Annotated in this window: 28 protein-coding genes and 2 pseudogenes; 13 read left to right on the top strand and 17 right to left on the bottom strand. The window is 72.5% G+C overall.

From position 1 onward, the window contains the following. Window positions 1-80: 80 nt before the first annotated feature. From J7E88_RS09415 to J7E88_RS09405, 3 genes are all read right to left on the bottom strand, one after another. Window positions 81-413, bottom strand: a complete 333-nt coding sequence (locus tag J7E88_RS09415; protein ID WP_215179172.1) for an STAS domain-containing protein — start codon at window positions 411-413, stop codon at window positions 81-83. 131 nt (window positions 414-544) lie between these two features. Continuing rightward, the gene (locus tag J7E88_RS09410) at window positions 545-934 is read right to left on the bottom strand and encodes a DUF2267 domain-containing protein (RefSeq protein WP_215179476.1); all 390 of its coding nucleotides are present in this window, start codon (window positions 932-934) and stop codon (window positions 545-547) included. A gap of 110 nt (window positions 935-1,044) precedes the next feature. Then, entirely contained in the window at window positions 1,045-1,482 is a 438-nt protein-coding gene (locus tag J7E88_RS09405; RefSeq protein ID WP_215179170.1) for an Hsp20/alpha crystallin family protein, read from the bottom strand. Window positions 1,483-1,610: 128 nt separating this feature from the next. Here J7E88_RS09405 and J7E88_RS09400 point away from each other — a divergent pair, with 128 nt between their 5' ends. Continuing rightward, window positions 1,611-2,291: a type III effector protein gene (locus J7E88_RS09400; protein WP_215179168.1), complete on the top strand. Its 681-nt coding sequence runs from the start codon at window positions 1,611-1,613 to the stop codon at window positions 2,289-2,291. Window positions 2,292-2,605: 314 nt separating this feature from the next. Here the strand turns inward: J7E88_RS09400 and J7E88_RS09395 are convergent, their stop codons facing one another. Next, complete coding sequence (locus J7E88_RS09395) at window positions 2,606-3,292, bottom strand: dienelactone hydrolase family protein (protein WP_308307436.1); 687 nt, start codon at window positions 3,290-3,292, stop codon at window positions 2,606-2,608. Window positions 3,293-3,479: 187 nt separating this feature from the next. Between J7E88_RS09395 and J7E88_RS35680 the strand changes: the two genes are divergently transcribed. After that, window positions 3,480-4,262, top strand: coding sequence for a cupin domain-containing protein (locus J7E88_RS35680; RefSeq protein WP_308307435.1), 783 nt, complete (start codon window positions 3,480-3,482; stop codon window positions 4,260-4,262). Window positions 4,263-4,821: 559 nt separating this feature from the next. Continuing rightward, entirely contained in the window at window positions 4,822-6,597 is a 1,776-nt protein-coding gene (locus J7E88_RS09385; protein WP_215179166.1) for a S8 family serine peptidase, read from the top strand. 58 nt (window positions 6,598-6,655) lie between these two features. Here J7E88_RS09385 and J7E88_RS09380 read toward each other — a convergent pair whose 3' ends face one another. Further along, on the bottom strand, window positions 6,656-7,531 hold the full coding sequence (locus J7E88_RS09380; RefSeq protein ID WP_308307434.1) for a S1 family peptidase: 876 nt from the start codon (window positions 7,529-7,531) through the stop codon (window positions 6,656-6,658). A 273-nt stretch (window positions 7,532-7,804) separates the two neighbouring features. Here J7E88_RS09380 and J7E88_RS09375 point away from each other — a divergent pair, with 273 nt between their 5' ends. Next, window positions 7,805-8,728 (top strand): NADP-dependent oxidoreductase, encoded by a 924-nt coding sequence (locus J7E88_RS09375; RefSeq protein WP_215179164.1) that lies wholly within the window; start codon window positions 7,805-7,807, stop codon window positions 8,726-8,728. Window positions 8,729-8,820: 92 nt separating this feature from the next. On the opposite strand, the gene J7E88_RS09370 is transcribed toward J7E88_RS09375, so the two are convergent. From J7E88_RS09370 to J7E88_RS35675, 6 genes and pseudogenes are all read right to left on the bottom strand, one after another. Then, window positions 8,821-9,024 (bottom strand): cold-shock protein, encoded by a 204-nt coding sequence (locus J7E88_RS09370; protein ID WP_215179162.1) that lies wholly within the window; start codon window positions 9,022-9,024, stop codon window positions 8,821-8,823. Between the two features lie 486 nt (window positions 9,025-9,510). Continuing rightward, window positions 9,511-10,419 (bottom strand): aldo/keto reductase family oxidoreductase, encoded by a 909-nt coding sequence (locus tag J7E88_RS09365; protein ID WP_215179473.1) that lies wholly within the window; start codon window positions 10,417-10,419, stop codon window positions 9,511-9,513. Between the two features lie 123 nt (window positions 10,420-10,542). Then, window positions 10,543-10,853 (bottom strand): annotated as a pseudogene (locus tag J7E88_RS09360) (RNA-guided endonuclease TnpB family protein); the annotation flags it as partial. A 103-nt stretch (window positions 10,854-10,956) separates the two neighbouring features. After that, window positions 10,957-11,469 (bottom strand): GNAT family N-acetyltransferase, encoded by a 513-nt coding sequence (locus J7E88_RS09355; protein ID WP_308307433.1) that lies wholly within the window; start codon window positions 11,467-11,469, stop codon window positions 10,957-10,959. 175 nt (window positions 11,470-11,644) lie between these two features. Beyond that, entirely contained in the window at window positions 11,645-12,544 is a 900-nt protein-coding gene (locus J7E88_RS09350) for an aminoglycoside phosphotransferase family protein (RefSeq protein WP_215179158.1), read from the bottom strand. Window positions 12,545-12,724: 180 nt separating this feature from the next. Then, window positions 12,725-13,152: pseudogene (locus J7E88_RS35675) on the bottom strand (amidohydrolase); the annotation flags it as partial. A gap of 197 nt (window positions 13,153-13,349) precedes the next feature. On the opposite strand from J7E88_RS35675, the gene J7E88_RS09345 reads away from it, so the two are divergent. Further along, on the top strand, window positions 13,350-13,505 hold the full coding sequence (locus J7E88_RS09345; RefSeq protein ID WP_215179156.1) for a DUF6131 family protein: 156 nt from the start codon (window positions 13,350-13,352) through the stop codon (window positions 13,503-13,505). Between the two features lie 202 nt (window positions 13,506-13,707). Here J7E88_RS09345 and J7E88_RS09340 read toward each other — a convergent pair whose 3' ends face one another. Next, complete coding sequence (locus tag J7E88_RS09340; RefSeq protein WP_215179154.1) at window positions 13,708-14,361, bottom strand: TetR/AcrR family transcriptional regulator; 654 nt, start codon at window positions 14,359-14,361, stop codon at window positions 13,708-13,710. Between the two features lie 138 nt (window positions 14,362-14,499). On the opposite strand from J7E88_RS09340, the gene J7E88_RS09335 reads away from it, so the two are divergent. From J7E88_RS09335 to J7E88_RS09320, 4 genes are all read left to right on the top strand, one after another. Continuing rightward, window positions 14,500-15,378 (top strand): metal-dependent hydrolase, encoded by an 879-nt coding sequence (locus tag J7E88_RS09335; RefSeq protein WP_215179152.1) that lies wholly within the window; start codon window positions 14,500-14,502, stop codon window positions 15,376-15,378. 257 nt (window positions 15,379-15,635) lie between these two features. Beyond that, window positions 15,636-16,745, top strand: coding sequence for a PDR/VanB family oxidoreductase (locus J7E88_RS09330; RefSeq protein WP_215179150.1), 1,110 nt, complete (start codon window positions 15,636-15,638; stop codon window positions 16,743-16,745). A gap of 76 nt (window positions 16,746-16,821) precedes the next feature. Beyond that, window positions 16,822-17,691, top strand: coding sequence for a M24 family metallopeptidase (locus J7E88_RS09325; RefSeq protein ID WP_215179148.1), 870 nt, complete (start codon window positions 16,822-16,824; stop codon window positions 17,689-17,691). After that, the gene (locus J7E88_RS09320; protein ID WP_215179147.1) at window positions 17,691-19,451 is read left to right on the top strand and encodes an SDR family oxidoreductase; all 1,761 of its coding nucleotides are present in this window, start codon (window positions 17,691-17,693) and stop codon (window positions 19,449-19,451) included. The genes J7E88_RS09325 and J7E88_RS09320 overlap by 1 nt, the downstream gene beginning before the upstream one ends. Window positions 19,452-20,087: 636 nt before the next feature. Here the strand turns inward: J7E88_RS09320 and J7E88_RS09315 are convergent. From J7E88_RS09315 to J7E88_RS09305, 3 genes are all read right to left on the bottom strand, one after another. Continuing rightward, the gene (locus tag J7E88_RS09315) at window positions 20,088-21,101 is read right to left on the bottom strand and encodes an MASE1 domain-containing protein (RefSeq protein WP_215179472.1); all 1,014 of its coding nucleotides are present in this window, start codon (window positions 21,099-21,101) and stop codon (window positions 20,088-20,090) included. 66 nt (window positions 21,102-21,167) lie between these two features. Further along, complete coding sequence (locus tag J7E88_RS09310) at window positions 21,168-22,031, bottom strand: PP2C family protein-serine/threonine phosphatase (protein WP_215179146.1); 864 nt, start codon at window positions 22,029-22,031, stop codon at window positions 21,168-21,170. A 410-nt stretch (window positions 22,032-22,441) separates the two neighbouring features. Beyond that, window positions 22,442-22,960, bottom strand: coding sequence for a GNAT family N-acetyltransferase (locus J7E88_RS09305; protein ID WP_215179145.1), 519 nt, complete (start codon window positions 22,958-22,960; stop codon window positions 22,442-22,444). A gap of 217 nt (window positions 22,961-23,177) precedes the next feature. Here J7E88_RS09305 and J7E88_RS36720 point away from each other — a divergent pair, with 217 nt between their 5' ends. The 4 genes from J7E88_RS36720 (at window position 23,178) to J7E88_RS09290 (ending at window position 25,845) form a co-directional block, all read left to right on the top strand. After that, window positions 23,178-23,309 (top strand): hypothetical protein, encoded by a 132-nt coding sequence (locus tag J7E88_RS36720; protein ID WP_285427521.1) that lies wholly within the window; start codon window positions 23,178-23,180, stop codon window positions 23,307-23,309. A 90-nt stretch (window positions 23,310-23,399) separates the two neighbouring features. Further along, window positions 23,400-23,726, top strand: a complete 327-nt coding sequence (locus tag J7E88_RS09300; RefSeq protein ID WP_251022362.1) for a hypothetical protein — start codon at window positions 23,400-23,402, stop codon at window positions 23,724-23,726. Between the two features lie 539 nt (window positions 23,727-24,265). Next, window positions 24,266-25,111 carry a class I SAM-dependent methyltransferase gene (locus tag J7E88_RS09295; protein ID WP_215179144.1) on the top strand — a complete coding sequence of 282 codons (846 nt, stop codon included), beginning with the start codon at window positions 24,266-24,268 and terminating at the stop codon, window positions 25,109-25,111. Window positions 25,112-25,212: 101 nt separating this feature from the next. Next, complete coding sequence (locus J7E88_RS09290) at window positions 25,213-25,845, top strand: DNA polymerase ligase N-terminal domain-containing protein (protein ID WP_215179143.1); 633 nt, start codon at window positions 25,213-25,215, stop codon at window positions 25,843-25,845. Between the two features lie 148 nt (window positions 25,846-25,993). Here the strand turns inward: J7E88_RS09290 and J7E88_RS09285 are convergent, their stop codons facing one another. Both J7E88_RS09285 and J7E88_RS09280 read right to left on the bottom strand, forming a co-directional pair. Beyond that, window positions 25,994-26,197, bottom strand: coding sequence for a hypothetical protein (locus tag J7E88_RS09285; protein WP_215179500.1), 204 nt, complete (start codon window positions 26,195-26,197; stop codon window positions 25,994-25,996). Continuing rightward, window positions 26,194-26,784, bottom strand: a complete 591-nt coding sequence (locus tag J7E88_RS09280) for a GNAT family N-acetyltransferase (protein ID WP_215179142.1) — start codon at window positions 26,782-26,784, stop codon at window positions 26,194-26,196. The genes J7E88_RS09285 and J7E88_RS09280 overlap by 4 nt, the downstream gene beginning before the upstream one ends. Window positions 26,785-26,828: the final 44 nt, after the last annotated feature.

Below are 26,828 nucleotides of genomic sequence, written 5' to 3'. Positions count from 1 at the left end.
CGCGCCGGTGCGCCGGCCGACCCCGCACCGGCGCGTACGGCAAAGCCCCGGCGCGTACGGCAAAGGCCCCGGCAGTGGGGTCATCCGGTGGCGGATCCGGTGAGCGTCGCAAGCGTTCCCGTGGTCAGGAAAAGCCTGCGGACCAGGGGTGACCTCACCTCCACGATCCGGAAAGCGCATCCCTGCTCCCGGGACCGCCGCCGTGCCTGGATGAGGACGCTCAGGCCGGAGCAGTCGCAGAACTCCACCCCACTGAAGTCCACCTCGATGCGCGTCGCGCCGTCGGACAGCGCCGCGTCCAGGGCCTGCCGCAGCTCGGGGGCGGTGTCGATGTCGAGCTCTCCGGTCACGGACACGGTGGTCCGTGTGCCGTCCGCGATGACGATCGCATGCAGGGGAACGATGTGCGTCATGGCGGTGTCCTTCGTTCCGGGTATGACTCTTCCCGTCCTCTCCAGGGCCGCGTGCCGGCCGGTCTCTCCAGTCCGGCCGTCCTCTCGGCCATCGATCCGACCGATCCGGCCCGCACCTTTGCGCGGCGCCCTCAGGTGGGCTGGGGGCGGCCGAAGAGCAGGTCGTAGCCCGGCGGGAGCTGGAGCAGCAACCTGCCCATGAGCTCGTCACCGGCGGCGTCTGCCACCACGCTGAGGACAGCACTGGCATCCCACTTGGCGGTCTCCTCGGTGGCTCCGTCGATCCATGCCGCCGTGGCCCGGACGAACCGGTCGGGATCGAGCGGTTCGGCGGCCCGCAGCGGATTGAGCAGGATCAGGGCGTATGTCTCCGGCAGGCAGGCGGCCAGCTCGGACCGCTCCTCGCCCACCAGATGAGCGCCCAGCAGGGCGAGGACCACGCGGGCAGCCCGTTCGGCCTCGGACCTCGAAGGATATTCTCCGCGCTCCTGAACCGATTCCAGGAACGCCTCCCAACGCATGTGCACCACCGCTGTCCCCTTTCCGGCGCGGCGTCATGCGGAGCGGAGGGCGGGGCCGGGGAGGGGGAGATCGCTTGCCCCGTCCTCCGCGCTCTGCCGACGGGCGTGCGTCAGTCGCTGATCTGCTTGACGTCGGCGCTCGCGCCGCCGATGGCGATCTTGCGGGGCTTGGCCCGCTCGGCGATCGGGATGCGCAGCGTCAGCACACCGGCGTCGTAGTCCGCCTTGATGTGCTCGGTGTCGAGCGTGTCGGCGAGCATGACCTGCCGGGAGAAGATGCCCAGCGGGCGCTCGGACAGCTCCATCTGCACGTCCTCCGCCTTCTGGACCGGGCGCCGCTCGGCCCTGACCGTCAGCATGTGCCGCTCGACGTCGATGTCGATCGCGTCGGACGAGAGACCGGGCAGATCGAAGGCGATGACGTACTCGTCACCCTCCCGGAAAGCGTCCATGGGCATCGCCGACGGCCTGGACCAGGTGCCGGGTGTGCCGAGGAGCTGCTGGCTGAGACGGTCGAGCTCACGGAAGGGATCGGTGCGCATCAACATGGTGGAACACCTCCAGTCGTGACGGGCAAATGTGCCAATGCGCTTCACCTCTCTCCTGTTGTAACATGTCATCCAAAGGATGACAAGAAAGAAGTCATCGAAAGGGTGACAACTCGGAGGAGAGCCCCGTGCCAGCAGTCGACCGGCCGAACAGGCCCGCCCCCGCTTCCTTCCTTGCCGCCGCATCCGCGCTCGGCGTCATCGATCAGGCCGTCCGCGCCGCCCACGCCGCCCCGGACGGCGACGGCCGGGACGCGTCGGACACCACCGCGACGAGCGCGGAGCAGGCCCTCGCCACGCTGTTGCTCCTGCGCGAGGTCCGCAATCGGCTCGCCGGCTGGGAACCGGCGCTCATCGAGGCGGCCCGCCGAGCGGGCGCGAGCTGGGCCGATCTCGCCGAGCCCCTCGGCGTCACGAGCCGGCAGGCGGCCGAGCGCCGCTATCTGCGTCTGCGTCCCGGTGCCGCGGGCAGCACCGGCGAAGAGCGCGTGAAGGCCACCCGCGACCGGCGCGCCGCCAACCGCAGCGTCACCGCCTGGGCCCGGGACAACGCGGCGGACCTGCGCCAGCTCGCCGGGCAGATCACCGCCCTCACCGACCTCCCCCGCCAGGCACGCACGCCGCTCTCGCTGCTCGTCAGCGCTCTGGCGGACGATGACGCCGCCAGCCTGGTCGGACCGCTGGCCGACGCCCGCCCGCATCTGCGCCACAACCACCCCGACCTCGCCGCCCGGATCGACGGGATCACCCGTCAGACCGACCGGCTCCGCCGGAACAGCGACGAACAGCGCCGCACCACCGCCACCTGACGCCCGGGGCGCCGCCACCCGGTCTGCCAGCCGCCGTGACGGCCCCGGCCCCGTCGGCCCCCGTGGCACCGAGCGCCGTCACAAAGGCGCCGAAGCACCAGCGAAGTCTCCTCGACCTCCGCGCCGGGGCGGGGCGTGCTTCGGGTGTCCTCGACGGGCGACTACCGGCCGTTCAGGTCGCCGCGTGGCGACGGGGACTTCTGGAGTACGTGGATCAGTTCGTGCACCTGGCGACACACGACGGCAGACACGCGGGGCACCTGTCCGAGTGGATTGACCGGACCCGGCGCGCGGGCCGCCGGGCGCGCCCGGGCTCACCGCCCCGCGTCCTCGGGTGCGGCGGCCCCCGGCCGGAGGAACCAGTCGCACGACACATCGGCCACTTCCTCCAGTGCGCCGGGCTCCTCGAAGAGGTGCGTGGCCCCGGGCACCACATGCAGCCGGTGCGGCGTACGCAGTTGTGCGGCCGCATCATGGTTCATCCGCAGCACCTCCCTGTCATCACCGCCCACGATCAGCAGCACGGGTGCCTGCACCCGGCCCAGCACGTCGCCGGCCAGGTCGGGGCGGCCTCCGCGGGAGACCACGGACTGCACACGCACGGGCCGTTCCGCCGCCGCGACGAGCGCCGCAGCCGCCCCTGTGCTGGCGCCGAACAGACCCACCGGCAGCTCGGCGGCGGCCGGGTGCGCGCCGAGCCAGTCGACCGCCGCCTCCAGACGCCGTGCCAGCAGGCCGATGTCGAAGCGGTGCTCGGCCGTCACCGCGTCCACCCGCTCCTCGTCCTCGGTGAGCAGGTCCATCAGCAAGGTCCCCAGGCCGGCGTTCCGCAGGGAGGCGGCCACGGCTCTGTTGCGCGGGCTGTGCCGGGAGCTGCCGCTGCCGTGCGCGAAGAGCACCATCCCCCGGGCGTGCGGGGGAATCACCAGGTCACCGGCGATCACCGATCCGTCGGCAGGAATCGCAACCGCTTCCGAAACCGCTTCCGAGACCACCGCCACCCTCTCCCTCCATCTACCGTTTCGTCCATCCCGCTACGGGTAGCCCCCGTGCCCCGCGATATGCAGCTCAGGGCGCTCCGCCGGCCTGGGCCGAGGCCGGTCCCAGGCCGCCCGTCCCCCGGTCCCCCGTCCCGCGGTCACTCGGTCACTCGGTCACTCGGTCCCTCGGTCCCTCGGGACGGAGCGCATGAGCCGGTGGGCTTGTGTGCAGGCGCCTCGACCGGGGTCGGCGACGGACGGAATCGCGAGGTTCGTGAGCCGGTCCGATCCTGCGAGAGCGGCGGACGGAAGTGACCGTGTGCGCACAGCGACATCGTGCTCGTCTGCGTCGACCAGTGGCGCGGGGACTGCCTGTCCGCAGGGCGGGCACCCCATGGTCCGTACGCCCCACCTCGACGAGCTCGCCGGACAGGGCGTCCGGTTCAGAGGCGCGTACTCGGCGATCCCCACGTGCGTGCCCGCGCGGGCGGCGCTGCACACCGGGCTCCGGCAGACCCGGCACGGTCGCGTCGGGGTACGAGGACGGCGTGCCGTGGACGTCGTACCGCACCACGCCGGCCGGGGCCTTCCGGGAGGCGGGCTACCGGACCACGTGTGCGGGGTAGTCGCCCGTCTGGCCGGAGCGGGCGAGGTTCGGCTTCGACGACCTCGAACTCCACGACGGCTGCCTGCATGTCAGCCGGCGGCGCGGCCGGGACGCGCGTCTACGACGACCTGGCCGCCCGACACCGTCCCCGGCCCCGGCCCCGGCCCCGGCCCGGCGAACGGACGGCCGGCGAGCCTCCTGCTGTGCGGCGCCTGTCAATTGAGCAGGGCGCGGTCGCATCCGCTACTCAGCGACCTGCCGGATGTCATCCACATCCCGGCGCGCATCGGAACGTACGCCTCTTTGCGGACGGCAATCGATCCGCTGGGGAGGGGCTGGAGTCACCGCAGCCGGGCTCCGACGCGCTCGTCCCCGCGCTGCTGAACACGCTGCTGTTGTACCTGCAGCGCAATTGGTGGCTCGGCGAGCGGCAGAACACCGAGGGGCTGGGCCGCGGCCCTGCGCGACCCAGCCGTCACCGCCGCCCTCCAGGCCGTCCACGGCGAGCCGGCCCGGGCCTGGACGGTGGAGGAGCTGGGCACCCGCGCGGGGTTGCCCCGTGCCGCGTTCGCCCGCCGTTTCACCGCGGTGGTCGGCCGGCCTCCGCCGGCCGTTCCGGCGTGGTGGCGCATGAAGGCGGCGGGTTCCCTGCTGCGGGCCGACGACTCCCCTCTGCGCAGGCCGCCCAGCGCACGGGATGTACCTCGGAGTTCGCGTTCGCCAAGGCGTTCAAGCGCGAGTACCGGATGGCCCGGGACCGTACCGCAGACAGGGCTGATCCGCGGCAGCCTGCAACGGCGCGCGATCGCACGCCGGTTCGTCGAACGGAAGGCTTTCCTCCATAACAAGAGTCTGAGATCTTGCGTCCACCCCACACATCACTCGGCCCGGGGCAGGCGCCACCAGCGCCTCCGGGCCTTCGGAGGACGCATTGTTTTCCCACATGTCCACCCGGCTGAGACGCTCGGCCGTCGCCGCCGCTGCCGTCGCCGTCGGAGCAGCCGCGGCCCTCGCGGGACCCGTCCAGACCGCCCACGCCGCCCCGGCGGCGCCCGAAGCGGCCTCGGCCGCGACCGCCTCCTGGGCCGCGGGCACCCGCGCCTACCTGGTGATCACCGCGCCCGGTGACACCACGGCCGCCCGCAACGCCGTAACGGCCAACGGCGGTACGGTCTTCGCGTCCTACGACGCGATCGGCGTGATCGTGGCGCACTCTGCGTCCGGCTCCTTCGCCTCGGCGATGCGCGCCGTCGCCGGCGTCCAGCAGGTCGGCGCGACCCGTACGTCGGACGTGCCGGCCGACGCGTACAACCCCAAGCTCCCCGCGAATCCCGCCCAGTCGACGACCACGCTGACGGAGTCCAGCCGCTGGGACATGACGCAGATCAAGGCCGACCAGGCCTGGGCGGTGACCACCGGATCGGCCACGGTCAAGGTCGGCGTCCTGGACACCGGCGTGGACGACCAGCACCAGGACATCGCGCCCAACTTCAACGCGGCCGACTCGGTCTCCTGCGCCTACGGCAAGGCCGACACCCGCGCGGGCGCCTGGCGGGACGTCGGCACCCACGGCACGCACGTCGCCGGCACGATAGCGGCGGCCAGGAACGGCAAGGGCGTCATCGGCGTCGCTCCGGGCGTGAAGATATCCTCGGTACGCATCGCGGAGCCGACCAGCAGCCTGTTCTTCGCGGAGAACACCATCTGCGGCTTCATGTGGGCCGGTGACCACGGGTTCAAGGTCACCAACAACAGCTATTACACGGACCCGTGGCAGTTCAACTGCCCGGACAACGCGGACCAGGCAGCCATCATCGAGGGCGTCCGGCGCGCGCAGGAGTACGCCGAGAGCAAGGGCTCGCTCCAGGTCGCCGCAGCGGGCAACTCGAACTACGACCTGGCGAACAAGACGACCGACAGCGAGAGCCCCAACGACTCGACCCCGGTCACCCGCACCATCACGAACGCCTGCATCGACATCCCGACAGAGCTGCCCGGCGTCGTCACGGTCGCCGCCATGGGCAGGGGCGATGTCAAGGCCTCGTACTCCAACTTCGGCAACGGCGTCATCGACGTCGCCGCCCCGGGCGGCGACGGAGCGTACGGGGTCTACTCCACGCTGCCGGGCGGCAAGTACGGCAACATGAACGGCACGTCGATGGCCTCCCCGCACGTGGCCGGCGTCGCCGCACTGCTGGCGAGCGTCAATCCCGCCTACGCGCCCGCTGACATCAGGGCCCGGCTGGACTCGCAGGCGAATGACACCGCCTGCCCCTCCGACAGCCGCTGCACCGGTACGACGGCCCGGAACGGGTTCTTCGGCGAGGGGCAGGTCGACGCCCTGAAGGCCGTCGGCGGCAGCACACCGCCCACCGGAACGTACTTCGAGAACACCGCCGACATCGCGATCGCCGACAACGCCACGGCCGAGAGCCCGATCGCGGTCTCCGGTGTCACGGGCAACGCGCCCGCCACGCTCAAGGTCGGTGTGGACATCCAGCACACCTACCGCGGCGACCTCGTCGTCTCACTCGTCGCGCCCGACGGCACGGTGTACCTGCTGGAGGACTTCCCGAACAACGACGGCACCGACAACGTGGGCAAGACGTACAGCGTCAACGCGTCGAGCGAGGTGGCGAACGGTAGCTGGAAGCTGCGGGTGCGGGACATCGCCTCGCAGGACACGGGCAGGATCAACGCCTGGAACCTGACCTTCTAGGGTTCCTCGTACGGCGGCGGCCGGACCGGGCGCAGTGCCCGGCCCGGCCGCCGGTCGTTCAGTAGACGCTCACCTGGTACTTGCCGAGCGCTTCCTTGACGGGCTGGTAGAAGGTGGTGCCGCCGCTACGGCAGTTGCCGCTGCCGCCCGAGGTGAGGCCCAGTGCCTTGCTGCCGTCGTAGAGCGGCCCGCCGGAGTCACCGGGCTCGGCGCAGACATTGGTCTGGATCATGCCCCTGACCGTGCCGCCGCCGCTGTAGTGGACTGTGACATTCAGGGCGGTGACGGTGCCGCTGTGGGTGCCGGTCGTCGATCCGGTCCGCTTGACCGATTCGCCGACGTAGGCATCCGCCGCGGAGTACCCGCCGGGGTGGCTGAGCGAGGCGTTGTCGTAGCGGACGAGCGCGTAGTCGTTGCCGGGGAAGCTCGATCCGACGGTCGGTCCGATCAGCGTGCTCTGCGATGAGTTGGCGTACCAGGTCTTGGCCACGTCACCGCAGTGTCCTGCGGTGAGGAAGTAGTACGTGCTGCCGCTGACGACATTGAAGCCGAGGGAGCAGCGGTAGCCGCCGCCGTAGATGGCGTCACCGGCGGAGCCCAGCGGAGTGAAGACTCCGCGGTCGCGCTCGATCCTGATCGCTCCCGCTTCGGCGCCCGCGGCCTTCTTCAGCTGGTCGATCCCGGACTGGGACACGGTGCTGTCGGCGGTCACGACGACCCGGCCGGATGCCTCGTCGACGTGCCAGGCGGTGCCGCCGACGCCAGCCTTCAGTACGGCGTCGCTCACCCGGGACAGCTGGGTGGCGCTGTAGACCTCCGGGGAGGCGGCTCCGGCGTTCGGCAGGCCGGCCGCGGTGACGGCCACGACGCCGGCGGCGACCGCGAGCAGGCGGGTGCGTCTCCTGATGCCGGTGTTGGTGCGGTTGTTCCTCACTCGATCTCCTCCTCAGGAGTTCAGGGGTCCGACGGATGGCGGACCGTGAGGTGCAGCCAGGAGGGACACCTTGAGGGGATCGGCCCTCCATGATGTGCCCCTGTCAATCACCGGGTGTGAGTATGAGCCGCTGTCAGGGGCGGGACAAGGGTGCGGACGCAACACCGAAGTTGCTTTCCCCCCGCAACGGAGGGACAGCGCTCGTGGCGACACCGCTGTGCCGAGACCTGTTTTGCCGTCAGGTGTCCTTGCGCATCGGCTAGTTTCGCAGGCATGAAAGCTGTGACGATGAACCGCTACGGCAAGGCCGACGACCTGGAGCTCTCGGACCACCCCGACCCCAAGGTGGCCCCCGGCGAAGTGCTCGTGCGCGTGCGGGCGGCAGGGGTGAACCCGGTCGACTGGAAGCTCGCGCAGGGCGGACTCGACGCCATCATGGAAGTGCGTTTCCCCCTGATCCCCGGCTGGGACGTGGCCGGGGTCGTCGAACGCGTGGGGCTCGACGCGGACGAGTTCGAGATCGGCGACGAGGTGTACGGGTACGTCCGAAAGGACAGCGCGGAGCTCGGCGGTTACGCCGAACTCGTCTCCGCCCATGTACGGATGCTCGCCCGCAAGCCGGCCTCGATGAGCTGGGAGGAGGCTGCGGGGATGCCCCTGGCGGGACTGACGGCGTATCAGGCAATCCGGCGCGTGGACATCAGCTCGGGCGACACGGTTCTCGTCCATGCCGCCGCCGGAGGCGTCGGGTCCCTCGCCACACAGATCGCCGTGGCCCTCGGCGCCCGTGTCATCGGTACGGCGAGCGAGCGCAACCACGCCTTCCTGCGCGAGCTGGGCGCCGAACCCGTCACCTACGGCCCCGGGCTCGCGGAGCGGGTCAGGGATCTGGCGCCTCAAGGAGTGGACGCGGCCCTGGACTTCGTGGGCGGCGAGGCGGTCGACGTCTCCCTCGAGCTCGTCGGCCGACCGGACCGGGTGGCCTCCGTCGCCGACCCGCAGGCACCAGCGAAGGGCGCGCGTTACGTGTGGGTCCGTCCGGACAGCGCGGGTCTTACGGCGCTGGCCGCCCTGGCCGACGAGGGGAAGCTCACGGTGCACGTCGACCAGGTGCTCCCGCTCGCCGAAGCTGCCGAGGCATGGCGTATCAGCGAAAGCGGTCACACCCGCGGGAAGCTCGTGCTGCGGGTGGACTGACACTTCCCTCGGGCGCGGCGCTCCGGTCCCGGACAGCGCACTGGACCGCCACCTCGTCGGTGGCGGTCCAGTGCGGGTGTCGTCGAAGCGGCTCAGCCGCGGACGATGTTCTCCGCCTGCGGGCCCTTCTGCCCCTGCGTGACGTCGAACGTCACGGCCTCGCCCTCACGCAGTTCGCGGTAGCCGTTTCCCGAGATGTTCGAGTAGTGGGCGAAGACGTCGGGGCCTCCGCCGTCCTGGGAGATGAAGCCGAAGCCCTTTTCCGCGTTGAACCATTTCACCGTGCCGCTGGCCATACCCGTCCTTCTGTCCATCTGGGGGAACAGCCCGCTTCACGAGCAGCTCCGGGTGCCGTACTGGAGCACCCGGCATCCGTTCTACCCCGTCCGCCCCATGGCTATCCGCAGGCGCGCGTGTTGTGTTACCCGACAGTGTGAATGGTGGGGGTTACTTCAGCCCGGGGGTACTTGTCGGCGGGGGCGGTGACCCGGGTGCGCAGGGTCTGCGCGTCGACAGACGGGCCGAGGTCCTCGGCGACGGCGTTGAGGACGGGGCCCTTTCGGCTCGGAGGAGATCAGGCGGGCGGCGTGGGCTGCGCCGCGCGGGCCAGTTCACGACGGGCGCGGATGAAGGGACGCGGCCGGTCGACGGCCAGGACCGCCGTCGTGCGGCCGTCGCGTTCGTAATGCGGCCAGGGCCAGGTGGGTCGGCACCACGTAGGTCGGTGCCACGTGCGTCGGGGCCACGTGGGTCATTGCGACACGCGGTCAGGGCCCCTCCGGTCAGGGCAGCGGCACGCCGCGCGCCGTGAGCCACAGTTCGTACCACTCCTCGTGGCTCAGTTCCGGGGGCCGCTGCACGGCGTCGCGACAGGCGCGGATCCGTTCGGGGCGCGCGGTGCCGATGACGGGGGCGATCCGGGCCGGGTGCCGCCGCAGCCACCACAGCAGGACGGTCTCCGGCGTGGTGCCCTTCGCCGTCGCCAGCGCGTCGATCAGCTGCGCGGTCGCCTCCTCCTCGGGCGTCTCCTGCAGACCGGTGAAGCGTCCCTGCGCGAGCGCGCCCCATGCCTGGAGCGCCACTCCGTTCTCCCGGCAGTACTCGAGCGTCCCGAACGGAAAGCCGTTGGCCGCCGCTGCCGGGGTGTTCACCAGGACTCCGGCCTCCAGCCAGTCACGCCGGTACAGACTCATCTCCAACTGATTGGCCACCAGCGGGACATCGAGCCGTGCGTGCAGCTGCGCCATCTGGGCGGCGCCCATGTTGGACACACCGAACCGGCGCACCAGCCCCTGCCGGTGCAGCCCGGTCAGCGCCTCGGCGATGTCGTCCGGGTCAGCCAGCGGGTCCGGCCGGTGGAGCAGCAGCACGTCGATGACATCGGTGCGCAGGCGCGTCAGGCTCTCCTCGACCCGCCGCACGACGGTCCGGCCGCGCAGGTCGTAGATGCCGGGCCGGTCGCCGTCCGGGAGCCGGATGCCGCACTTGGTCTGCACGACGATCCGTTCGCGCAGCCCCGTGTTCCTGGCCAGCACCTCGCCGAAGACCGCTTCGGCCTTTCCGTGCCGGTAGATGTCGGCGTGGTCGAAGGCGGTGATGCCGCACTCCAGCGCCGCCTCGACCGCCGCCTCGGCTTGGGCGATCTCCTGCGCGCCGTAGGGCTCGGTGTCCCATGTCCCGCCGAGTCCCATGCACCCGTAGAGCACGCTGTCCCGGCGTGCGTCGTCCTGTGTCGTCACGTCGGCCACCCTATGACGACCGCCGATCCGGTCACGGCCGCGACAAAAGCACCGCAACCCGCTGAGAGCGGTCCCTTTGCCAACTCCCTTCTCACGCCTCGGCCAGCGGGACCGGACCCGGCCGGCCTTGGGGATGTTGACCATGCCCCAGCGGCGGCGTACGCGGGGGACGTTCAGGTCCCGGCCCTCGGGATGTCCACCGACGTCACCGACCGGAAGCGGCCCTTGAAGTCGGGGGCGTCGGCCCGGCCGTCCCAGCAGTTCTTCCAGGCCTGGAAGTACGTCTTCAGTACCGCCTGTGCGGCCTGCGCGGCCAGGACCCCGAGCCAGTCGACTTCCTTGCGCGCCCGGCGTATCGCGGCATCGGCTGCGGCGAGGGACCTGCGACGCACGGCCGGAGCGCCTTTCCGCCGTGGGCGCACCGGTGGCGGCCTCACGGCGGTGCCGGGTCCCGGCAGCGGAAACCGTCCGCCGCCGGGCCCGGTCGGTTCACCGCCGGTTCAGGTCGCCTGCAGTCATACGGAACCGGACCATGTTCGCGTCGCTGCTCCAGCGCCGCAGCCCGGCCTTCTCCAGTACGCGGACCGAGGCCGGGTTCGACAGCTCCACCTGGGCGTGCACGGTGTGCACGCCCGGTGCGGTCAGGGCGAACTCCGCGAGGACGCGGGTGGCTTCGGAGGCGTAACCCCGGCCACGTCGGGACGGCACGATGCCGTAGCCGACTTCGAGTATCCCGTCGGTGGGCGGCCAGAACAGACCGATGGAGCCGACGACCACTCCGCCGGCCCGCTCGATGATCTGCCGGTGCCCGTACGCGTTCAGCGCCTGAGGGTTCTCGGTGAGGTAGCCCGCGATGAAGCGGTCGCCCTCGGCGGGGAAATCCTCCGCCCAGTGCGCCGGCCTGACGTCGGCGAGGACTGCGGCGAGTTCACCGGCGGACCATGGCCGCAGCACGAGGCGATCGGTGGTCAGGTCCGCACCGGTCGATGGATGAGAAGACACGCGACTCTCCTGGTCGTCTTGGCGACCGGGCCGCTCACGCTCCGCGCGGGGCCCGGACAAGGGCATGCTGATGAAGGGACCGACGGGCCATATTCATCAACCTCCCTTGTCGCAGCGGCAGTCGCGGCATGTGCGCGCGCCCCGGCATCGTACCAACCCGCCCCTCCCCGGGGGCTCACCCGCCCGTCAGGCCCACGAGGAACCGGGTCTCCGCGTCGTCACGCCCGGCGCGGATCCGCGGCGCCGCGACGAGTGCGGCGGTCGCCCGGCACCAGCCGAGGACGCGGTCCGGTGACAGGCCGGGGACCAGTGCCGCCAGGTCCTCGATCCTTCGCATCAGCGCCCGGAGGTCCGCGACTCCGGCCAAGGCCGGGTCCACGGCGTCGAAGTCGGGGTCGCCCAGCGCCGGCCTGGGGTCGATGGCGACCAGCCGGTGGCGTGGGCCCGTCAGCACGTTGGCCGCGTGCAGATCCCCGTGAACGAGCCCAGGCGGGCCGCTTCCGGCCAGCTCACGGGCCCGGGCACGGGCTCTGTCGAGTGCCGGGGCGTCGAGTACGCCGCCGGGTCCGGCCGCCGCCCTGCGCCCCGCGAGTCGGAAGAGGAGGTCCACCCGGTCCGTCAGCGGCCTCAGCGCCGAGCCCCTGTCGGGAGCGCGACCACCGGCGCGAAGGTCGCGCAGCAGCGCTGCGACTTCTGTCAGCCGCGGGGGCGTGCCCTTCACGTCGGTCCCCGGCTCCACCGCCTCCAGCAGCAGGGCGCCGCGGTGCGGGTCCGCCGCCAGCAGGCCGACGACGGACGGGATGTCCGCCCAGACGCGCAGGGCTTCGGCCTCCTCGGCGGCGATCCGCGTGTCGGGCGTCAGCTTCAGCCATGCGGCCGCCCCGTCGGAACGGCGGACGCAGCGGAAGACCCGCGAGGTTCCGCCGCCGCCCGACGAGAGGAGATCGAGGCCCCACCGGTCCGCCGACTCCGCGACACGTACGGGCAGTTCGTCGCACCAGTCCAGTGCGCCGGGCCCGAACCGGGCCACGAGCCGCTGCCGCGCCTGCGGCGGGACGCCGACGGTCTCGCTCATCACACCTCCGCCTCCACCGGTCGGCGGACCCGCCGCCCCCACCCGCCCCATTCCATCAGCCGGGGCAAGCCCCGGACCCCGTACCGCCTTCGGCGGGTCCTCGAACTCCCCCTGGGCTTCGCCCCGGGGCCCGGACGGGCTGAATTCGCCGCCGGGCCCGCGTGGCCGGGCCCCAGGCCCCTACCCCGCCGACCGGCGGGTGCGGCCTCCGGTCATGGTCGGCAGGACCGGTGCATGGGCGACCTCGTCCGCGGGGGCGGCCACGGGGTCGAGGGCGAAGGCGGTGAGGTGCGCCCGGTGGCCGGAGTGATCCGGCCGGACACCTCGTGCTCCCCACCGGCCACCGCAGCGTGGTGGTGCAGCCCTCCAGGGCCATCAGACCCGTCAGTGCGGCGCACGACGACGCGGCGCCCTTCGGGGCGCGGGCGGTTGCGAGCACCGCAGGCGTCGTGGTGCGTGATCGGCCGGTCGGAGCCCAGCGCGAGCCAGGCTCCGGCATCCCGCGGGTCACGGCAGCGCCAGGCCCTGCCGGACCGTTCGTCGCCCAGCCGCCGGGACCATTCGTCCGTGCCGTCGGCCCGGGTGTAGGCGGTGTGCGGCGGCTGCACCACCGGTCGCGGGGCTGCGGTGAGCGTCGCGCACTTCCACACACTCCTGCCTGCGCCGGCTCCCGGCTCCGGCCCTTCGTCACACCCGGGGCCGTAAGCGCCGGCGGCGACAGGCCCCCCGCGGTCGGCCGTTTGCGCCCGAGGAGAGTGGAAAGCCGTACAGCACAGGGCCGCTCCGACCACGGAGGGAAAAAGAAATGATCATCCTCGGGCTGATACTTCTGATCGTCGGTGCCGTCGCCAACCTCGGCATCCTGTGGACCATCGGCATCATTCTGATCGCGGTCGGAGCCGTTCTCTGGCTGCTCGGCGCGGTCGGCCACGCGGTCGGCGGTCGCCGCCACTACTGGTGACCCGTCCCGCCGGAACGCCATCCCCGGGCAGCACCAGGTCCTACGCCGGAGCGGGCCCGCACGCCGGGTCCGTCCCGTACACGGCACCGCCTCGTCGACCACCGGTCGCGGGGCGGTGCCGTGTACGGGAGAGCCTGCCGCGTGATGCGGCGCCGCACGGGCCGTGTCCGGACGGGGCGAGGCCCCCGTCCGGACACGGCGTTCAGGACGCAGAAGAACGGGCGCCGATCCCCGCGAGGATCTGCTGCCATCGGGCGTCGTCGCCGACGGCCGTCCTGATCAGTTCGTAGAAACTGCGCTCGCACAGGTCGATCAGGGCGGTCCGCTCCATCGACGGCTCGTCCAGCCAGGTCAGGACCACTTCCTCCATGTACGCCAGCCACCCCGCCACGGCGAGTCCGACAGCAGGGTCGGCAGGCACGCCCGCGGTACGCAGCGCCTCCGTGAGCCATCCGGCGAGGGTGGAGCGGGCCGAGCGGTGCAGGGTGCGCGTCCCGCTGCCGGTGTTCAGCAGGGTGACGGCCCGGTAGACGGTGGGGTGCCGCGACACGTAGTCGACGAAGGTCTCCATGCCCGAGCGCAGTTGTTCGGCGGGGCTCACGGACGGGTCGGGGCGGACGTGTGTCAGCAGTTCCTCCGCCGCCGCCTGCAGGATCGCCAGCCGGAAAGTGCGCTGCGTGCCGAAGTAGTGGAACAGCAACCCCGGCGAGACGCCGGCCTCGTCGGCGACGGCTTCGACGGAGATCTCGTCAATGGTGCGGACCTCCAGGACGCGCCGGGCCGCGGCCAGGATCTGGGTCCGCCGGTCGGTGGGGGGCATCCGGGAAGCGCGGGGAGCGGGGTGGCGCCGAGTCATGACTCCATCCTATTGACAAGAAGTCAATAACTTCTACTGTTGAGTAACCCTCAATAAGGGCGGCCGCCGGACGCGGGCCGCCCTTCTTCGGGTCCCGTTTGCCCGCCCACCCCCTGTTCGTGACGGAGGAGTGCCCGCATGAGCACCACGGAAGAGCACGACGATCTGGTCCTTCAGCCGCGGGACGTCAGCTTCGACTGGGCGCGGCTGCCCCTGCACTGGATCCCCGGCCGGCCGATGGCCACCCACGTCGTCAACGTCCTCCACCTGCTCCTGCCGGAGGGCGAACGCTGGTTCGTACGCACCTTCCAGGAGGCGCTGCCCCTGATCAGGGACGAGAAGCTGCGCGAGGAGGTCCTCGGCTTCATCGGGCAGGAGGCCGTCCACGCCGAGGCGCATCAGGGCGTGCTGGACCACCTCCTGGCACAGGGCCTGGATCCCCGCCCGTACGTCGAGCAGGTCGAGTTCGTCTTCGGCCGTGTGCTGGGCGAGCGGCCGGATCTGCCGGCGGTGCGGCGGCGCGAGCAGGTGATCGAGCGGGTCGCGATCATCGCCGCCGTCGAGCACTTCACCGCCTTCCTCGGGGACTGGGTGCTCAACGCGGAGGGACTCGACCGGGCCGGCGCCGATCCGACGATGCTCGATCTGCTGCGCTGGCACGGCGCCGAGGAGGTGGAGCACCGCAGCGTCGCGTACGACCTCCTGCGCCACCTCGACCCCGGGTATCTGCGGCGAATCCGCACCATGGCCGTGGGCGGCCCGGTGCTGCTCCATCTGTGGATCCGCGGGGCCCGGTTCCTGATGGCCGCCGACCCCACGCTGCCGCAGGGGGCGGCGCCCACCTGGCGCGGATACCGGGAGGCGGCCCGGCGGGGACTGCTGCCGCGGCTCGGCAGGCTGACACGCTGGGCCTCCCGCTACCTCAGCCCCCGCTACCACCCGTCGCAGGAGGGCTCGACCCGGCAGGCGGTCGCCTATCTCGGCTCCTCTCCCGCTGCCCGCGCCGCCGCGCGCTGACGCCCCGCGCACCCCGCCCGCCCGGCCGTACGCGCACGGCACGCCACCCACCGCCCCGGCCCACCCCGAAACCCGCCGCCGGCCCGGCCGTACGCACACCACCCGCCGTACGCCGCCCCGGCCACCCTGAAACCCGCCGCCGGCCCGCCCGGCCGTACGCGCACGGCACGCCACCCACCGCCCCGGCCCACCCCGGAACCCGCCGCCGGCCCGGCCGTACGCACACCACCCGCCGTACGCCAGACAAGGACCATGCGATGCGCCACCGCACCGCCGTGCCACTCGCCCCGGCCCCGCCACCCGACCTGTACGGAAGGGGCCGGGGCGATCGCCTGATGCGCTTCCTCGCCGCCTTCTCCGACGTCTACCTTCCCGCCGTCACCAGGACCGACCGCTACGGGCGGCGGCCGCCCAGGCGCGCGACCACCGGCCTCGAACTCGTCGTCGCCGCCCGGGAGAACGAAGCCGAGGACGTCGTCTCGCTGCGGCTGGTGGCGCCGGACGGCTCACCGCTGCCCCGCTGGCAGGCCGGTGCCCATGTCGACCTGCGTCTGCCGTCCGGTCGTGTCCGGCAGTATTCGCTGTGCGGCGCTGCGAACGACCGTCACGCGTACCGGATCGCCGTCCGCCGCATCGCCGGCGGTGGTGGCGGGTCCACCGAGGTCCACGACGCCGTGCGGGTGGGCTCGCGCGTCACCGTCACGGGACCGCGCAACGCCTTCCCCTTCGCCGCCGAACCGGCCGTGCTGTTCCTCGCGGGAGGCATCGGCATCACCCCGATCCTGCCGATGGCCCGCGAGGCCGCCCGGCTCGGCCTGGACTGGCGCCTGGTCCACACCGGCCGCTCACGCGCCTCCATGCCGTTCGCGGCGGAAATCGGCGAGCTCGCGGCACTCGGCGGCGACCGGGTGGAGACCCTGCCCGACGACGAGTGCGGCGCCCCCGAGGGCGCGCAGCTCCTCGGCCGCGCGCCGGCCGGGGCCGCCGTCTACTGCTGCGGGCCCGGCCCCATGCTGGATTCCGTACGCCGGGCCTTCGACGGCAGCGGCGCGTCGGCCCTGCACATCGAACGGTTCACCGCCGCGCCGATCGTCGACGGCCGGCCGTTCGAGCTGAGGCTGCGGCGCAGCGGTGAGGTGCTGCCCGTGCCGGCCGACCGGTCCGCACTGGACGTGCTGCTGGCCAGGGACCCGGCGACCCCGTACTCCTGCCGTCAGGGTTTCTGCGGTGTGTGCACCCTGCGGGTCACCGCCGGCACGGTCGACCACGGCGGCAGCAGACTCACCGAGAAGGAGCGGGCGGACGGCCGGATGCGTGTGTGCGTCTCCCGCGCGCCCGAGGGCTCCCGCCTCGAACTCGACGTGTAGGCACGCCGGACAGCCCCGGCCCCGCGGCACTTCGGTCCCAGACGAGACACCATCGAGACACCATGAAGGCGAGACCATGAGCACCCACGCGACAGGCCGCACGACACGCTCCGTACGCATGCCCTCGTTCCCCTTCGACGACCACGACCTCGACCGGTTCCGCGCCCTCCAGCAGCTCGCCTACGGCTGCGCGCAACGCGTCGGGGACTGGCTGGAACCGGGCGTCACCGAACGCCAGGCCGCGGCCCGGCTCCGCCGCGAACTGGTCGCCGAGGGCGTCGAGGACTTCTTCCACGTCCCCTTCGCCTGGTTCGGCGACCGCACCGCGTTCCGGCACTTCCGTACGCCACTGCAGTTCTTCGCCGGCAGACGCCGCCTGGAGGAGGGCATGCCGTACGTCCTGGACTGCGCGCCCGTCGTCGACGGCTACACCGCGGACATCGGCTACGCCGGGAGGATCGGCGACAACCCGGTCTGGGACCTGATGGCCCAGGACCTGCGCGAGTACCGCGAATTGATTCTGCGGGAGGTGCGGCAGCGCAAGCCCCTCGCCGAGATCTACGCGGCCGTGGACGCGCTGATCGCCGAGCACGGCTACGACAACCGGCACAAGGTCTACCCGGGCCGGGTCATCGGGCACCAGGTCACGCGGATGAAGGCCCGCGGCCCGGCCGGCGTCAACGTGTTCGGATTCGGGGTGCGCACCCTTCAGACCCTCGGCCGGGAGCTGATCAGCGAGCGGCTGCACGGCCGGTCCCCGCTGTGGGCCGACGGCCGTTCCTCGCGCCACGCCCCCACGCCGGGGCTGTGGGCGGTCGAACCGCACATCGGATTCCGCGACGTCGGCCTGAAGTTCGAGGAGCTGCTGGTGGTCACGGAGGACGACGCCTACTGGCTCGACGACGACCTGCCCCACGTCCGCCGCTGGCAGCAGGCCGCAGCCTGATGGCCGCCGACGCCCTCGGGCCCCGCCGCCGCACCGTGAGCTGCGGCACCGTCCCGCTCGCCGTGTACGAACAGGGTGACCCCGCCCGGCCCACCGTGCTGCTCGTACACGGCTACCCCGACACCCACCGGGTGTGGGACGACGTCGCCGCCGCCCTCGCCGACGACCACCATGTCGTGCGCTACGACGTGCGCGGCGCGGGCGGTTCGGGGCGGCCCGCCCGCCGGCGCGACTACCGCCTGGAGCTGCTCGCCGACGACCTTTTCGCCGTGGCCGAGGCCGTCAGCCCCGGCCGGCCCGTCCATGTGGTCGCTCACGACTGGGGCTCCATCCAGTCCTGGGAGGCCGTCACCCACCCCGACGGGGCCGGCCGCATCGCCTCGTACACCACGATCTCCGGCCCGTGCCTGGACCACGTCGGCCACTGGATCCGCCACCGCCTGGCGCGGCCCACGCCACGCCATGTGGCGCAGCTCCTGGGGCAGTTGGCGCACTCCTGGTACATCGCCGCGTTCCACCTGCCCGTCCTCGCGTCCGCCGCCTGGCGGCACGGGCTGGCCGACCGCTGGGACACCGTGCTGCGGCTCGCGGAGTCGGTGAGTCCGCGCCCCGGCCACCCGCAGCCCACGCTCGCCGGTGACGCGGTGCGAGGTATCGACCTGTACCGCGCCAACATGCTTCCCCGGCTGCTGCGCCCGAGGCCCAGGCACACCACGGTGCCGGTGCAGCTGATCGGTCTCACCCGGGACCATTACGTCAGCCCGGCACTCGCGGAGGGTCTCGAACGCTGGGTCCCGAACCTGTGGCGCCGCAGCGTGCCCGCCACCCACTGGTCCGCACTGCTGGAGAAGGGAACCACCGTGGCCCGTATGGTCAGGGAATTCGTCGCACGCCATGAGGGCCGGGACACCTCGGCGCCACTGCCCCGGCGGGCGGACGACCGGGGGCCGTTCACCGGCCGACTGGCCGTCGTCACCGGTGCCGGCAGCGGTATCGGCCGGGCCACGGCGCTGGCCTTCGCCGGTCAGGGCGCCGATGTCGCGCTGTGCGACGTCGACATCGACGCCGCCGAGCGCACCGCCGAACTGGCCCGCGCGCTGGGAGCCACCGCCCGCGCCTGGCTGGTCGACGTCTCCGACGGCAGCGCGGTCGACACGTTCGCCGCCGATGTCACCGCGGAGTACGGCGTGCCGGACATCGTCGTGAACAACGCGGGCATCGGCCACTCCGGCGCCTTCCTCGACACCACGGATAGGGAATGGCAGCGGGTCCTGGACGTCAACCTGTGGGGTGTCATCCACGGCTGCCGCGCCTTCGGCGGCCTCATGGCCGAACGCGGCGAGGGCGGCCACATCGTCAACCTCGCGTCGGCCGCGGCCTACCTGCCGTCCAAGATGCTCGCGGCCTACGCCACCAGCAAGGCCGCCGTCTTCATGCTCTCGGAGTGTCTGCGGGCCGAGATGGCGGGCTTCGGGGTGGGTGTGTCCGCGATCTGCCCCGGCATCGTGAACACCAACATCACCAGGACGACGACCTTCTCCGGACTCGACGCCGCGCAGGAGGCCGCGCGGCAGAAGCGGGTCTCCGGCCTCTACGCCAAGCGGAACTTCCCGCCGGAGAAGGTGGCGGAGGAGATCCTGCGTGCCGTCGCCAAGGACCGGGCGGTCGTGCCCGTCACGTTCGAGGCCAAGGCGGCCCGTCTCATCGGCCGCCTCTCCCCCGGTCTGCTGCGCGCTGCCGCCCGCCTCGACATCGGCTGAGCCCGCGCCCCGCGGCCTTCCCGGCTCCGGCTCGGCACCGCACCGGCACCGGCGCGTCCCCTCGCCGGGCACGGGCGCGGTCCGACGGCGTCCGTTCTGCGCGCGCGCGTTTGTCCGGTGCCCGACGCGGCCGTTGCCTTGCCGGGGGCCGGACGCCGCGGGCTGCACTGATCGAGGTGCCCGGGACGGAGTTGCTCCGCCGACGGCCGGACGCCGCCTACGGCGGAGCCGCCGCGTCAGCGGAGCGGCCGGCAGCACGGCCGGCAGAGCAAGGCGTCCGGCCTTCCCGCCGATCCCGCGCGGCGGGTGAAGGCAATGCCCTCGCGGTACTCGTCGTCGGCGCAAGCCCTTGGCGTGGGCCGTGATCAGCGCCGAGTCGCCCTTGGCGAACGCGATGCGGACCGTTCCGCCGGCGCCGGCAGGGCCTGCCCTGCCCGTCCCGACGTCGACGGGCCGTCGCGGTTGACCAGCGAGGCCGGAGCGCCCTGCGTCCCGCCGTGACGTGCTGCCCACCGCCGAGCAGCGGCTGGACGGCGGCGGTCAACTCGGCCGGTGGTCCTGAACTTCCGAGTGCTGGACCTCGTGTGCCAGCGCACGCCCGTGACCTGGTACGCGGGGCCGTTGCCGGGCAACGCGCTAGTCGTCCCCGCCCATCCGGTCCGCGACCTTCCCGCCCTCGACGACCGGCCACAGGTGGGCCGTCTCGCCCGGAGCGAGCTGGTCCACGACCTCCGCGAGAGCCGAGCACGCCTGCTCGACCCGGCGGCGGATCCCGATCTGCTCGGTGATGATGGCGGCGAGCAGCAGAGCCGTCAGCGCTGCGCAGCCGTTGAGCGCCTGAAGTACCACCATGAGCTCCAGCAGACTGCGGCCGGCGAACGGTCCGGCCCCTGACGTCGCCGCCGAGATCGCCAGCACGGAGATCAGCAGGGCGCACGGGGCCGCGCCGGGCAGCTGGAACCGCAGAGCCGCCCAGATCAGCACCGGGAAGACCAGGAAGAGCAGGGACAGTTCGATCCGCGTGACGAGCAGGGCGACGGCGGCCGCCGTCACACACAGGGCCGCGGCCTCGGTCCACCAGTAGGGCCGCGTGTCGCGGGGCAGGCGGGCCCGGGGCAGCAGGAGGAGGACCGGCGTGATCACCAGTACCCCCATGGCATCGCCCGCCCACCATGCGGACCACACCGGCCAGAACTCGCCGAGCGACAGCGACCCGTTCCACACCTGCGTCCCCACGCCGAAGGTCGCACTGATCAGCATGCCGCCCAGCGCCCCGAGGAACACGAGTGCGAGCCCGTCCCGCAGCCGGTCGAGCTCCATCCGGAAACCGATCCGCCGAAGCATCAGATACGCGGCGAGGGGGGCGAGGGTGTTACCCGCGAGGACTCCGAGCGTGGCGGCGTCCAGGGAGTCGAGCGTGGCGACTGTGGCGAGGGCACCGACAGCGATGCCCGGCCAGACCCCGGCTCCCATCCACAACAGGCAGGCCAGCGCGATCCCGGTGGGCGGCCACAGGGGCGTCACGACCGCCCCCTCGACCACCACCTGCTGGAGGAGGCCGATCTGTCCGCCGACCCAGTAGGCGGCGGCGACGGCGAGCATCCGCAGCAGTGCCGCGGCCGGACGTCGGAGGTGTTCGCTACGGGGCACGTCTGTCATCAGACAACGTTCCCGGCTCCGCGCGCTCCCCTGACACGCGCTGCCCGCTCGGCGGATCTACCGGCCGTCCGACGGCTCCGGGCCCGCGGAGCGGCTCCCGACGGGATCGTGGATCAGCACCAGGACGGCGGCGTCGTCCGTGTGGTCCGTCAGCGCCGCGACCCCCATGACCTGCGACGCAAGCTCGGCCGCGTCGGCACCGGTGTTCGCCGCGGCGCGCACGAGGGCGGCCACGGCGTCGAGTCCGGCGTCGATCGGATACGACGGCCCCTCCACCACACCGTCGGTGAGCAGGACGAAGGTGCCCCCGCTGGACAGCCGGCGCCGCGCCACGGGATACACCTCGCCGGGCAGGATGCCCAGCGGCACGCCCGCCTCGTCCTCGACGACCCCGCCCTGCCCGCCGGCCGTCGCCCACACGCCGGGCACATGACCGGCCCGGGCGCTCTCGAGATCGCCGGTGGCCGGGTCGAAGCGGACAAAGCTGCAGGTCGCGAAGAGTTCGTGATCGGCGGAGAGCAGTAGTTCGTTGGCGCGGCCCAGGATCTCGCCGGGGTCGGTGGTGGCGTGGGCGACGGCGCGCAGCCCTATGCGGATCTGTCCCATGAAGGCGGCGGCCTCCACGTCGTGGCCCTGTACGTCGCCGATCGAGAAGCCGAGCGAGCCGTCGGGCAGGACGAAGCCGTCGTACCAGTCACCGCCGATGTCGAGGCCGTTGCCCGCGGGCGCGTACTCGGCCGCCACCCGCAGGCCGGGCAGATCGGGGAGGCCGGTCGGCAGCATGGAACGCTGCAGTGCCTCGGCGAGTTCGACACGGGCGCGCTGACGCTCCGCGCCCTGGCGCACCCGGTCGGTCAGCCGTCCCAGGGTCGTCAGGAGATCGTCGGCGGTCGCCGATCGCGAGGGACGACTCCGGGTCATGGACCTCTCCGAGGAACGTCCGAAGGCCGACTGGCCCGGCCACTCGCATCCCGCACGGTGGCTCCGGCTCAGCTGGGCTCGTACAGCCCGCACTCATTATATTTCCGGCCGGCGCGTGACCGCGCGGTGCGGCCGACGGGTGGGGGCCTGGGCGGGGGCGGGGCCGGTGTGAGCGGGTCCTAAGCGGACTCTCCCACGAGTTCCATGAGGTCGGACAGCCGGCGCCGCCACAGATGCGTGCGCCGGCAGTAGAACGCGAGGCGCCCCCGTCTCCCAGCGTGCCGGAACGGCCGTCCGCACCATCGGCACGGACGGACCGCGAGTGCGGTGCCGGGTGCGGGTGCGCCGGCACCGGGTGCGGGTGCCGGTGCGGGCACGTCGCCGAACATTCGTTCCCCCATGACGTGACGTTATCGGCCCTGTCCGGCGGCACCGGCCACCGGAAGGCTCCGGCTCGTGCCGGTCAGGTCCATTTCCCCGATGACCTGGTCCTCGCTGGTCTCGCCGGTCAGGTGGAAGCCGAGCCGCAGATAGAAGTTCTCCGGCCCCTTCTCGCCCTGCTTCCAGGACACCGTCACCCGTGTGCCGCCCCGACTGCGGATCTCCTGGCACACGGACTCGACGGCGAAGCGGCCGTATCCGCGGCCCTGTTCGCCCGCGGACACGGCGAGCCGCCACAGTCCCGACCGCGGCAGGTCGTCCGGGTCCTCGGGGTTGAACCGTACGTCGAAGAAGGCCATCACGAAGCCGACCAGCCGGTCGCCGTCGAAGATCAGCCGCGGCCAGGCGACGTCCGGCTGCGCGTACGCCTCGGCCAGCGACCGCGCCACCGGCGCCACGAAATCCTTCTGGTCGGGACGGACGGCGAGGGCGCACGCGGCGAGCACGTTGCCGGGTGTGATCGTCTCCAGACGGAGCGGCGCTGTCATGCCGCGCACCCTATCGGCGACCATCCTCGGCACTCGAACGCATTTCCGCGCCGCGGGCGGCCCTACGGTGCCGGCATGTACTGGACGACGGCGTTCGCTGTGCGGGCGGGACCGCGACCGGCGTGGCGCTCGCGCCCTGGCCATCGGCGTAGGCCTCCCGGCGGGCAGCCGTCGAGGACGAGTCGCCCGACGCCCACGCCTCGGCGAGCGGGGCGAGATGATCGACGACGAGGTCATACGGGCCGCTGTGCAGTTCCTGGAAACCGTCCTTGCTACACGCACCAAGTACCGCGGCAGGTCGACAGGTCGCCCCATGGTGTCCCTGTGGCGCACGGGCGTCGGCGACTAGGGACAGGGTCCGCGGATGAGTAGATGAGGCAGCGTCCGCTGAGTACCTGGTCCGATCCCCATCGGCCGCACCGCTGATCGAATGACGGCCATGACTCCTGACGCGTCCCGCCGCCCCCGTATCCAGCACGTCGCCACGACCGGTACGGCTCTGGCCGGCGTCCTGGTGCCCCTGGTCGCCGGCATGCTGCTCGCCAGGTCCCTCGGCTGGGATCCGATGACGCCGGTCAACACGCTCATCACACGGGGCGGACAGCAGACCGGTGTCGGCCCCGCCCAGTGGCGCGGGTGCCGCCGGTACGCGCTCCGCGGGGCGCGGGCACGCCCCCGGCTGAGCGCGCTGCGGACGCGACGCAGGGCCGTGGGCGGGGACGGTGCGCACCATGCGGCCCCTTCCCGCGCATTCAGCACGCTCTGATCGCGCGCCGAGCACGTACGGGTCCGGCGGACCGGGCCGGGGGTCGGCGGGTCGGCGGGTCGGCGGGTCGGCGGGTCGGAGGCCAGGGGCCAGGGGCCGGAAACGTCGTCAAGCCGAGCACGTCCGGTCCCGAAGGGCCCCCATCACGCTGCCTCGGTGATTCTCGCGCCATGGCCGGGCGGGCGGGAACCCCGGACGCCGGAGGCGGACCTGGTCGTCGACGGCGCACACTCCCGCCGCACCGCCCATGACCCGCGACGCCGCATCCGGCTGAGCGACGCCGCCCACCGGTCGGCAGCGCGAGCAGCGGCCGGTGGCCGACACGATGAGCAGCCGCACACCGGGCCGAGGGGGCGAGCGGCCCGGGCGGAGCGGCCGGGCGGCGCGGCCCGGGGCATCGGCGGATGATGGGGAACAGGTGAGCAGGTCCCGTCCGGTGGATCAGGGCGCGTCATCGCACCCGCCAGGATCCGCCGGGTGTCCCTGAGCCGGACCCGCCGGCCCGAGTGGACGCGCAGAAGGCTGCGAGGAGATCCGTCATGACCGAGGCGAAGGCGGCGACCGAAGCCGACCGCACCCTGAAGGCCAAGCACCGGAAGATGTGGGCGCTGGGTGACTACCCCGCCCTAGCCGCCCAGCTCATCCCGGACCTGGGGCCCATTCTTGTGCGTGCCTGCGGGGTGACCAGCGGGCAGCGCGTGCTCGACGTCGCGGCTGGTTCGGGCAATGCCGCGATCCCGGCGGCACTCGCCGGGGCCGATGTCGTGGCGACCGACCTCACCCCTGAGCTGCTGGAGGCCGGGCGACAGGTGGCCGAGAAGCAGGGCGCGGAGCTTCAGTGGCGGGAGGCGGACGCCGAAGCGCTGCCGTTCGAGGACGGCGAGTTCGACACGGTGATGTCCTGCGTCGGGATCATGTTCGCCCCGCATCACCAGGCCAGTGCCGACGAGCTGCTGAGGGTCTGCCGGGCGGGCGGCAGGATCGGCCTGATCAACTGGACACCGGAAGGCTTCATCGGCCGCATGTTCGCGACGATGAAGCCGTACGCGCCCCCGCCCCCGCCCGGGGCCCAGCCTCCGCCGCTGTGGGGTCAGGAGCAGCATGTGCGGGCGCTGTTCGCCGATCGCGTGACCGATGTCGCCGCCAGGCGGCAGACGGTACGGGTGGACCGGTTCGAGTCGCCGGAGGCGTTCCGCGACTACTTCAAGGCGAACTACGGCCCCACCATCGCCGTATACCGGAACATCGCCGAGGACCCCGCGCGCGTCGACGCGCTCGACCGGGAACTCGCGACTCTGGCCCGCCAGGCAAGCAACACCGACGACACCGCGCCCGCGGCCATGGACTGGGAGTACCTGCTGCTCACCGCGCGCAAGACGGCCTGAGGCAGTCCCCCGGGGCACGTTGCCGGAGGGCGGCTGCGGTGTGCCGCCGGGTTCGGGGCAACCGGAGGGCGAGAGCGCGGTCGGCCGCGAAGGAGGTCTTCATGCCCTCGACCGACGCCCTGGCGGACTACCACCGCAAACGCGACTTCCGCAGAACCGCGGAGCCCAGGGGGACCACCGGGCGCCGCGGGCAGCCCGAGCCCACTTTCGTGGTGCAGATCCACGACGCCGGCGCGATGCACTTCGACTTCCGGCTGGAGGTGGACGGCGTCCTCAAGAGCTGGGCCGTGCCGAAGGGCCCCTCTGCCGACCCGCACGACAAACGCCTGGCGATGCCGACCGAGGACCATCCGCTCGACTACGCGGACTTCGAGGGTGTCATCGCGGAGGGCGAGTACGGCGGCGGGACCGTCATCATCTGGGACGAGGGCACGTATCACAGCCTCGCCACCGACCGGCGCGGGCGCGAGGTCCCGTTCGCGGACGCCCTGCGGGACGGCCATGCCTCGTTCTGCCTGCACGGCGGCAAGCTCCGCGGTGGTTACGCGCTGACCCGCACACGATCCGGTCGGGACGGGCAGCGCGAGAGCTGGCTGCTGGTGAAGAGGAACGACCGGCACGCGTCCTCGCACCACGCGACCGAGCCGCGCCGGGCCCGTTCCGCCCGTACCGGCCGCACCCTCAAGCGGGTGGCGGCCGACGCCGCGGCGGAGGACCGGTCCTCGGCGGGCTGAGACCCGCAGGAGCCCGTTCCCGGCACCGGGAACCGGCGGGCTGAGTCCGGCAGCTCCGTTCCCGGCGCCGGGAACGGCCCGACGCCCGCGCCCGCGCCCGCGCCCGCCTCCTGAACGGAGACGGGCGTCGGCGGATGCGGTCGTGACTTCAGAGCCGGCCGGCCGCGTCGTCCGCGGCCGCCTGTACCTCGCTGTGGGTTTCGGCGGTGAGGGCGTTGGTGCTGCTGAGGGCGTCTGGGGCGCTGACCGTCCCGCCGAGGGCATCCGCCTGAGCGGCGGGCGGCGGGCTGACGGCGGCGATCACGGCGCCGGTGGCGAGAGACATGACGGCGAGAATGCTGCGCTTCTTCATGCTCTCTTCAACTGCCGGGCGACGCCGGAGGACACGGGGTCGCGGCGGTTCAGGATGCGTTGGAAGATCCGGTGGTCACGCCAGGCGCCGTTGATGTGGAGGTACTCGGCGGCGGTTCCGACGACGGTGAAGCCGCACTTCTCCAGAACGCGCTGTGAGCCGGCGTTCTCCAGCAGCGTGCCGGCTTCGACGCGGTGCAGTCCGAGGTCCTCGTCGGCGGCACGGCAGGCGAGCTCGACGGCGGCCGTGGCCAGGCCGCGGCCCTCGTACTGCGCGTCTATCCAGTAGCCGAGGTTCGCGCTGCGGAACGCTCCCCCGACGATGTTGGCGAGATTCACGCGTCCGACGACACGCTCCCCGTCGCCGATCAGCCACCCCATCAGCCTGCCGGCCTCCTGCTCCGCGACCTGGTCGCGCAGGCGCTCGGTCTGCCCGTCGAGGGTGAAGTAGCGCTCGCCCCGTTCCGGCTCCCACTGCCGCAGGTGCTCGCGGTTGTGCAGACAGGCGTTCAGCAGGTTCTCGGCGTCGCGGAGGGCAAGGGGACGCAGGTGCAGGCCGTCGGCGGGCGCGGCGGACGAGAAGATCATGACGAGCAGGATAGGCAGGCACGCGGCGCCCGGGGCGGTCGCTC

The sequence above is a fragment of the Streptomyces sp. ISL-10 genome (assembly GCF_018614575.1).
In the GTDB taxonomy this organism is placed as follows: Bacteria; Actinomycetota; Actinomycetes; order Streptomycetales; family Streptomycetaceae; genus Streptomyces.
This window is presented reverse-complemented; position numbering and strand designations above follow the sequence as displayed.

Coding starts and splice junctions, on each gene's coding strand:
- J7E88_RS09415 (WP_215179172.1), bottom strand. CDS start 413: ATGACGCACATCGTTCCCCTGCATGCGATCGTCATCGCGGACGGCACA.
- J7E88_RS09410 (WP_215179476.1), bottom strand. CDS start 934: ATGCGTTGGGAGGCGTTCCTGGAATCGGTTCAGGAGCGCGGAGAATAT.
- J7E88_RS09405 (WP_215179170.1), bottom strand. CDS start 1,482: ATGTTGATGCGCACCGATCCCTTCCGTGAGCTCGACCGTCTCAGCCAG.
- J7E88_RS35680 (WP_308307435.1), top strand. CDS start 3,480: ATGAGCCGGTGGGCTTGTGTGCAGGCGCCTCGACCGGGGTCGGCGACG.
- J7E88_RS09385 (WP_215179166.1), top strand. CDS start 4,822: ATGTCCACCCGGCTGAGACGCTCGGCCGTCGCCGCCGCTGCCGTCGCC.
- J7E88_RS09375 (WP_215179164.1), top strand. CDS start 7,805: ATGAAAGCTGTGACGATGAACCGCTACGGCAAGGCCGACGACCTGGAG.
- J7E88_RS09370 (WP_215179162.1), bottom strand. CDS start 9,024: ATGGCCAGCGGCACGGTGAAATGGTTCAACGCGGAAAAGGGCTTCGGC.
- J7E88_RS09365 (WP_215179473.1), bottom strand. CDS start 10,419: ATGGGACTCGGCGGGACATGGGACACCGAGCCCTACGGCGCGCAGGAG.
- J7E88_RS09350 (WP_215179158.1), bottom strand. CDS start 12,544: ATGAGCGAGACCGTCGGCGTCCCGCCGCAGGCGCGGCAGCGGCTCGTG.
- J7E88_RS09345 (WP_215179156.1), top strand. CDS start 13,350: ATGATCATCCTCGGGCTGATACTTCTGATCGTCGGTGCCGTCGCCAAC.
- J7E88_RS09340 (WP_215179154.1), bottom strand. CDS start 14,361: ATGACTCGGCGCCACCCCGCTCCCCGCGCTTCCCGGATGCCCCCCACC.
- J7E88_RS09335 (WP_215179152.1), top strand. CDS start 14,500: ATGAGCACCACGGAAGAGCACGACGATCTGGTCCTTCAGCCGCGGGAC.
- J7E88_RS09330 (WP_215179150.1), top strand. CDS start 15,636: ATGCGCCACCGCACCGCCGTGCCACTCGCCCCGGCCCCGCCACCCGAC.
- J7E88_RS09325 (WP_215179148.1), top strand. CDS start 16,822: ATGAGCACCCACGCGACAGGCCGCACGACACGCTCCGTACGCATGCCC.
- J7E88_RS09320 (WP_215179147.1), top strand. CDS start 17,691: ATGGCCGCCGACGCCCTCGGGCCCCGCCGCCGCACCGTGAGCTGCGGC.
- J7E88_RS09310 (WP_215179146.1), bottom strand. CDS start 22,031: ATGACCCGGAGTCGTCCCTCGCGATCGGCGACCGCCGACGATCTCCTG.
- J7E88_RS09305 (WP_215179145.1), bottom strand. CDS start 22,960: ATGACAGCGCCGCTCCGTCTGGAGACGATCACACCCGGCAACGTGCTC.
- J7E88_RS36720 (WP_285427521.1), top strand. CDS start 23,178: ATGATCGACGACGAGGTCATACGGGCCGCTGTGCAGTTCCTGGAAACC.
- J7E88_RS09300 (WP_251022362.1), top strand. CDS start 23,400: ATGACTCCTGACGCGTCCCGCCGCCCCCGTATCCAGCACGTCGCCACG.
- J7E88_RS09295 (WP_215179144.1), top strand. CDS start 24,266: ATGACCGAGGCGAAGGCGGCGACCGAAGCCGACCGCACCCTGAAGGCC.
- J7E88_RS09290 (WP_215179143.1), top strand. CDS start 25,213: ATGCCCTCGACCGACGCCCTGGCGGACTACCACCGCAAACGCGACTTC.
- J7E88_RS09285 (WP_215179500.1), bottom strand. CDS start 26,197: ATGAAGAAGCGCAGCATTCTCGCCGTCATGTCTCTCGCCACCGGCGCC.
- J7E88_RS09280 (WP_215179142.1), bottom strand. CDS start 26,784: ATGATCTTCTCGTCCGCCGCGCCCGCCGACGGCCTGCACCTGCGTCCC.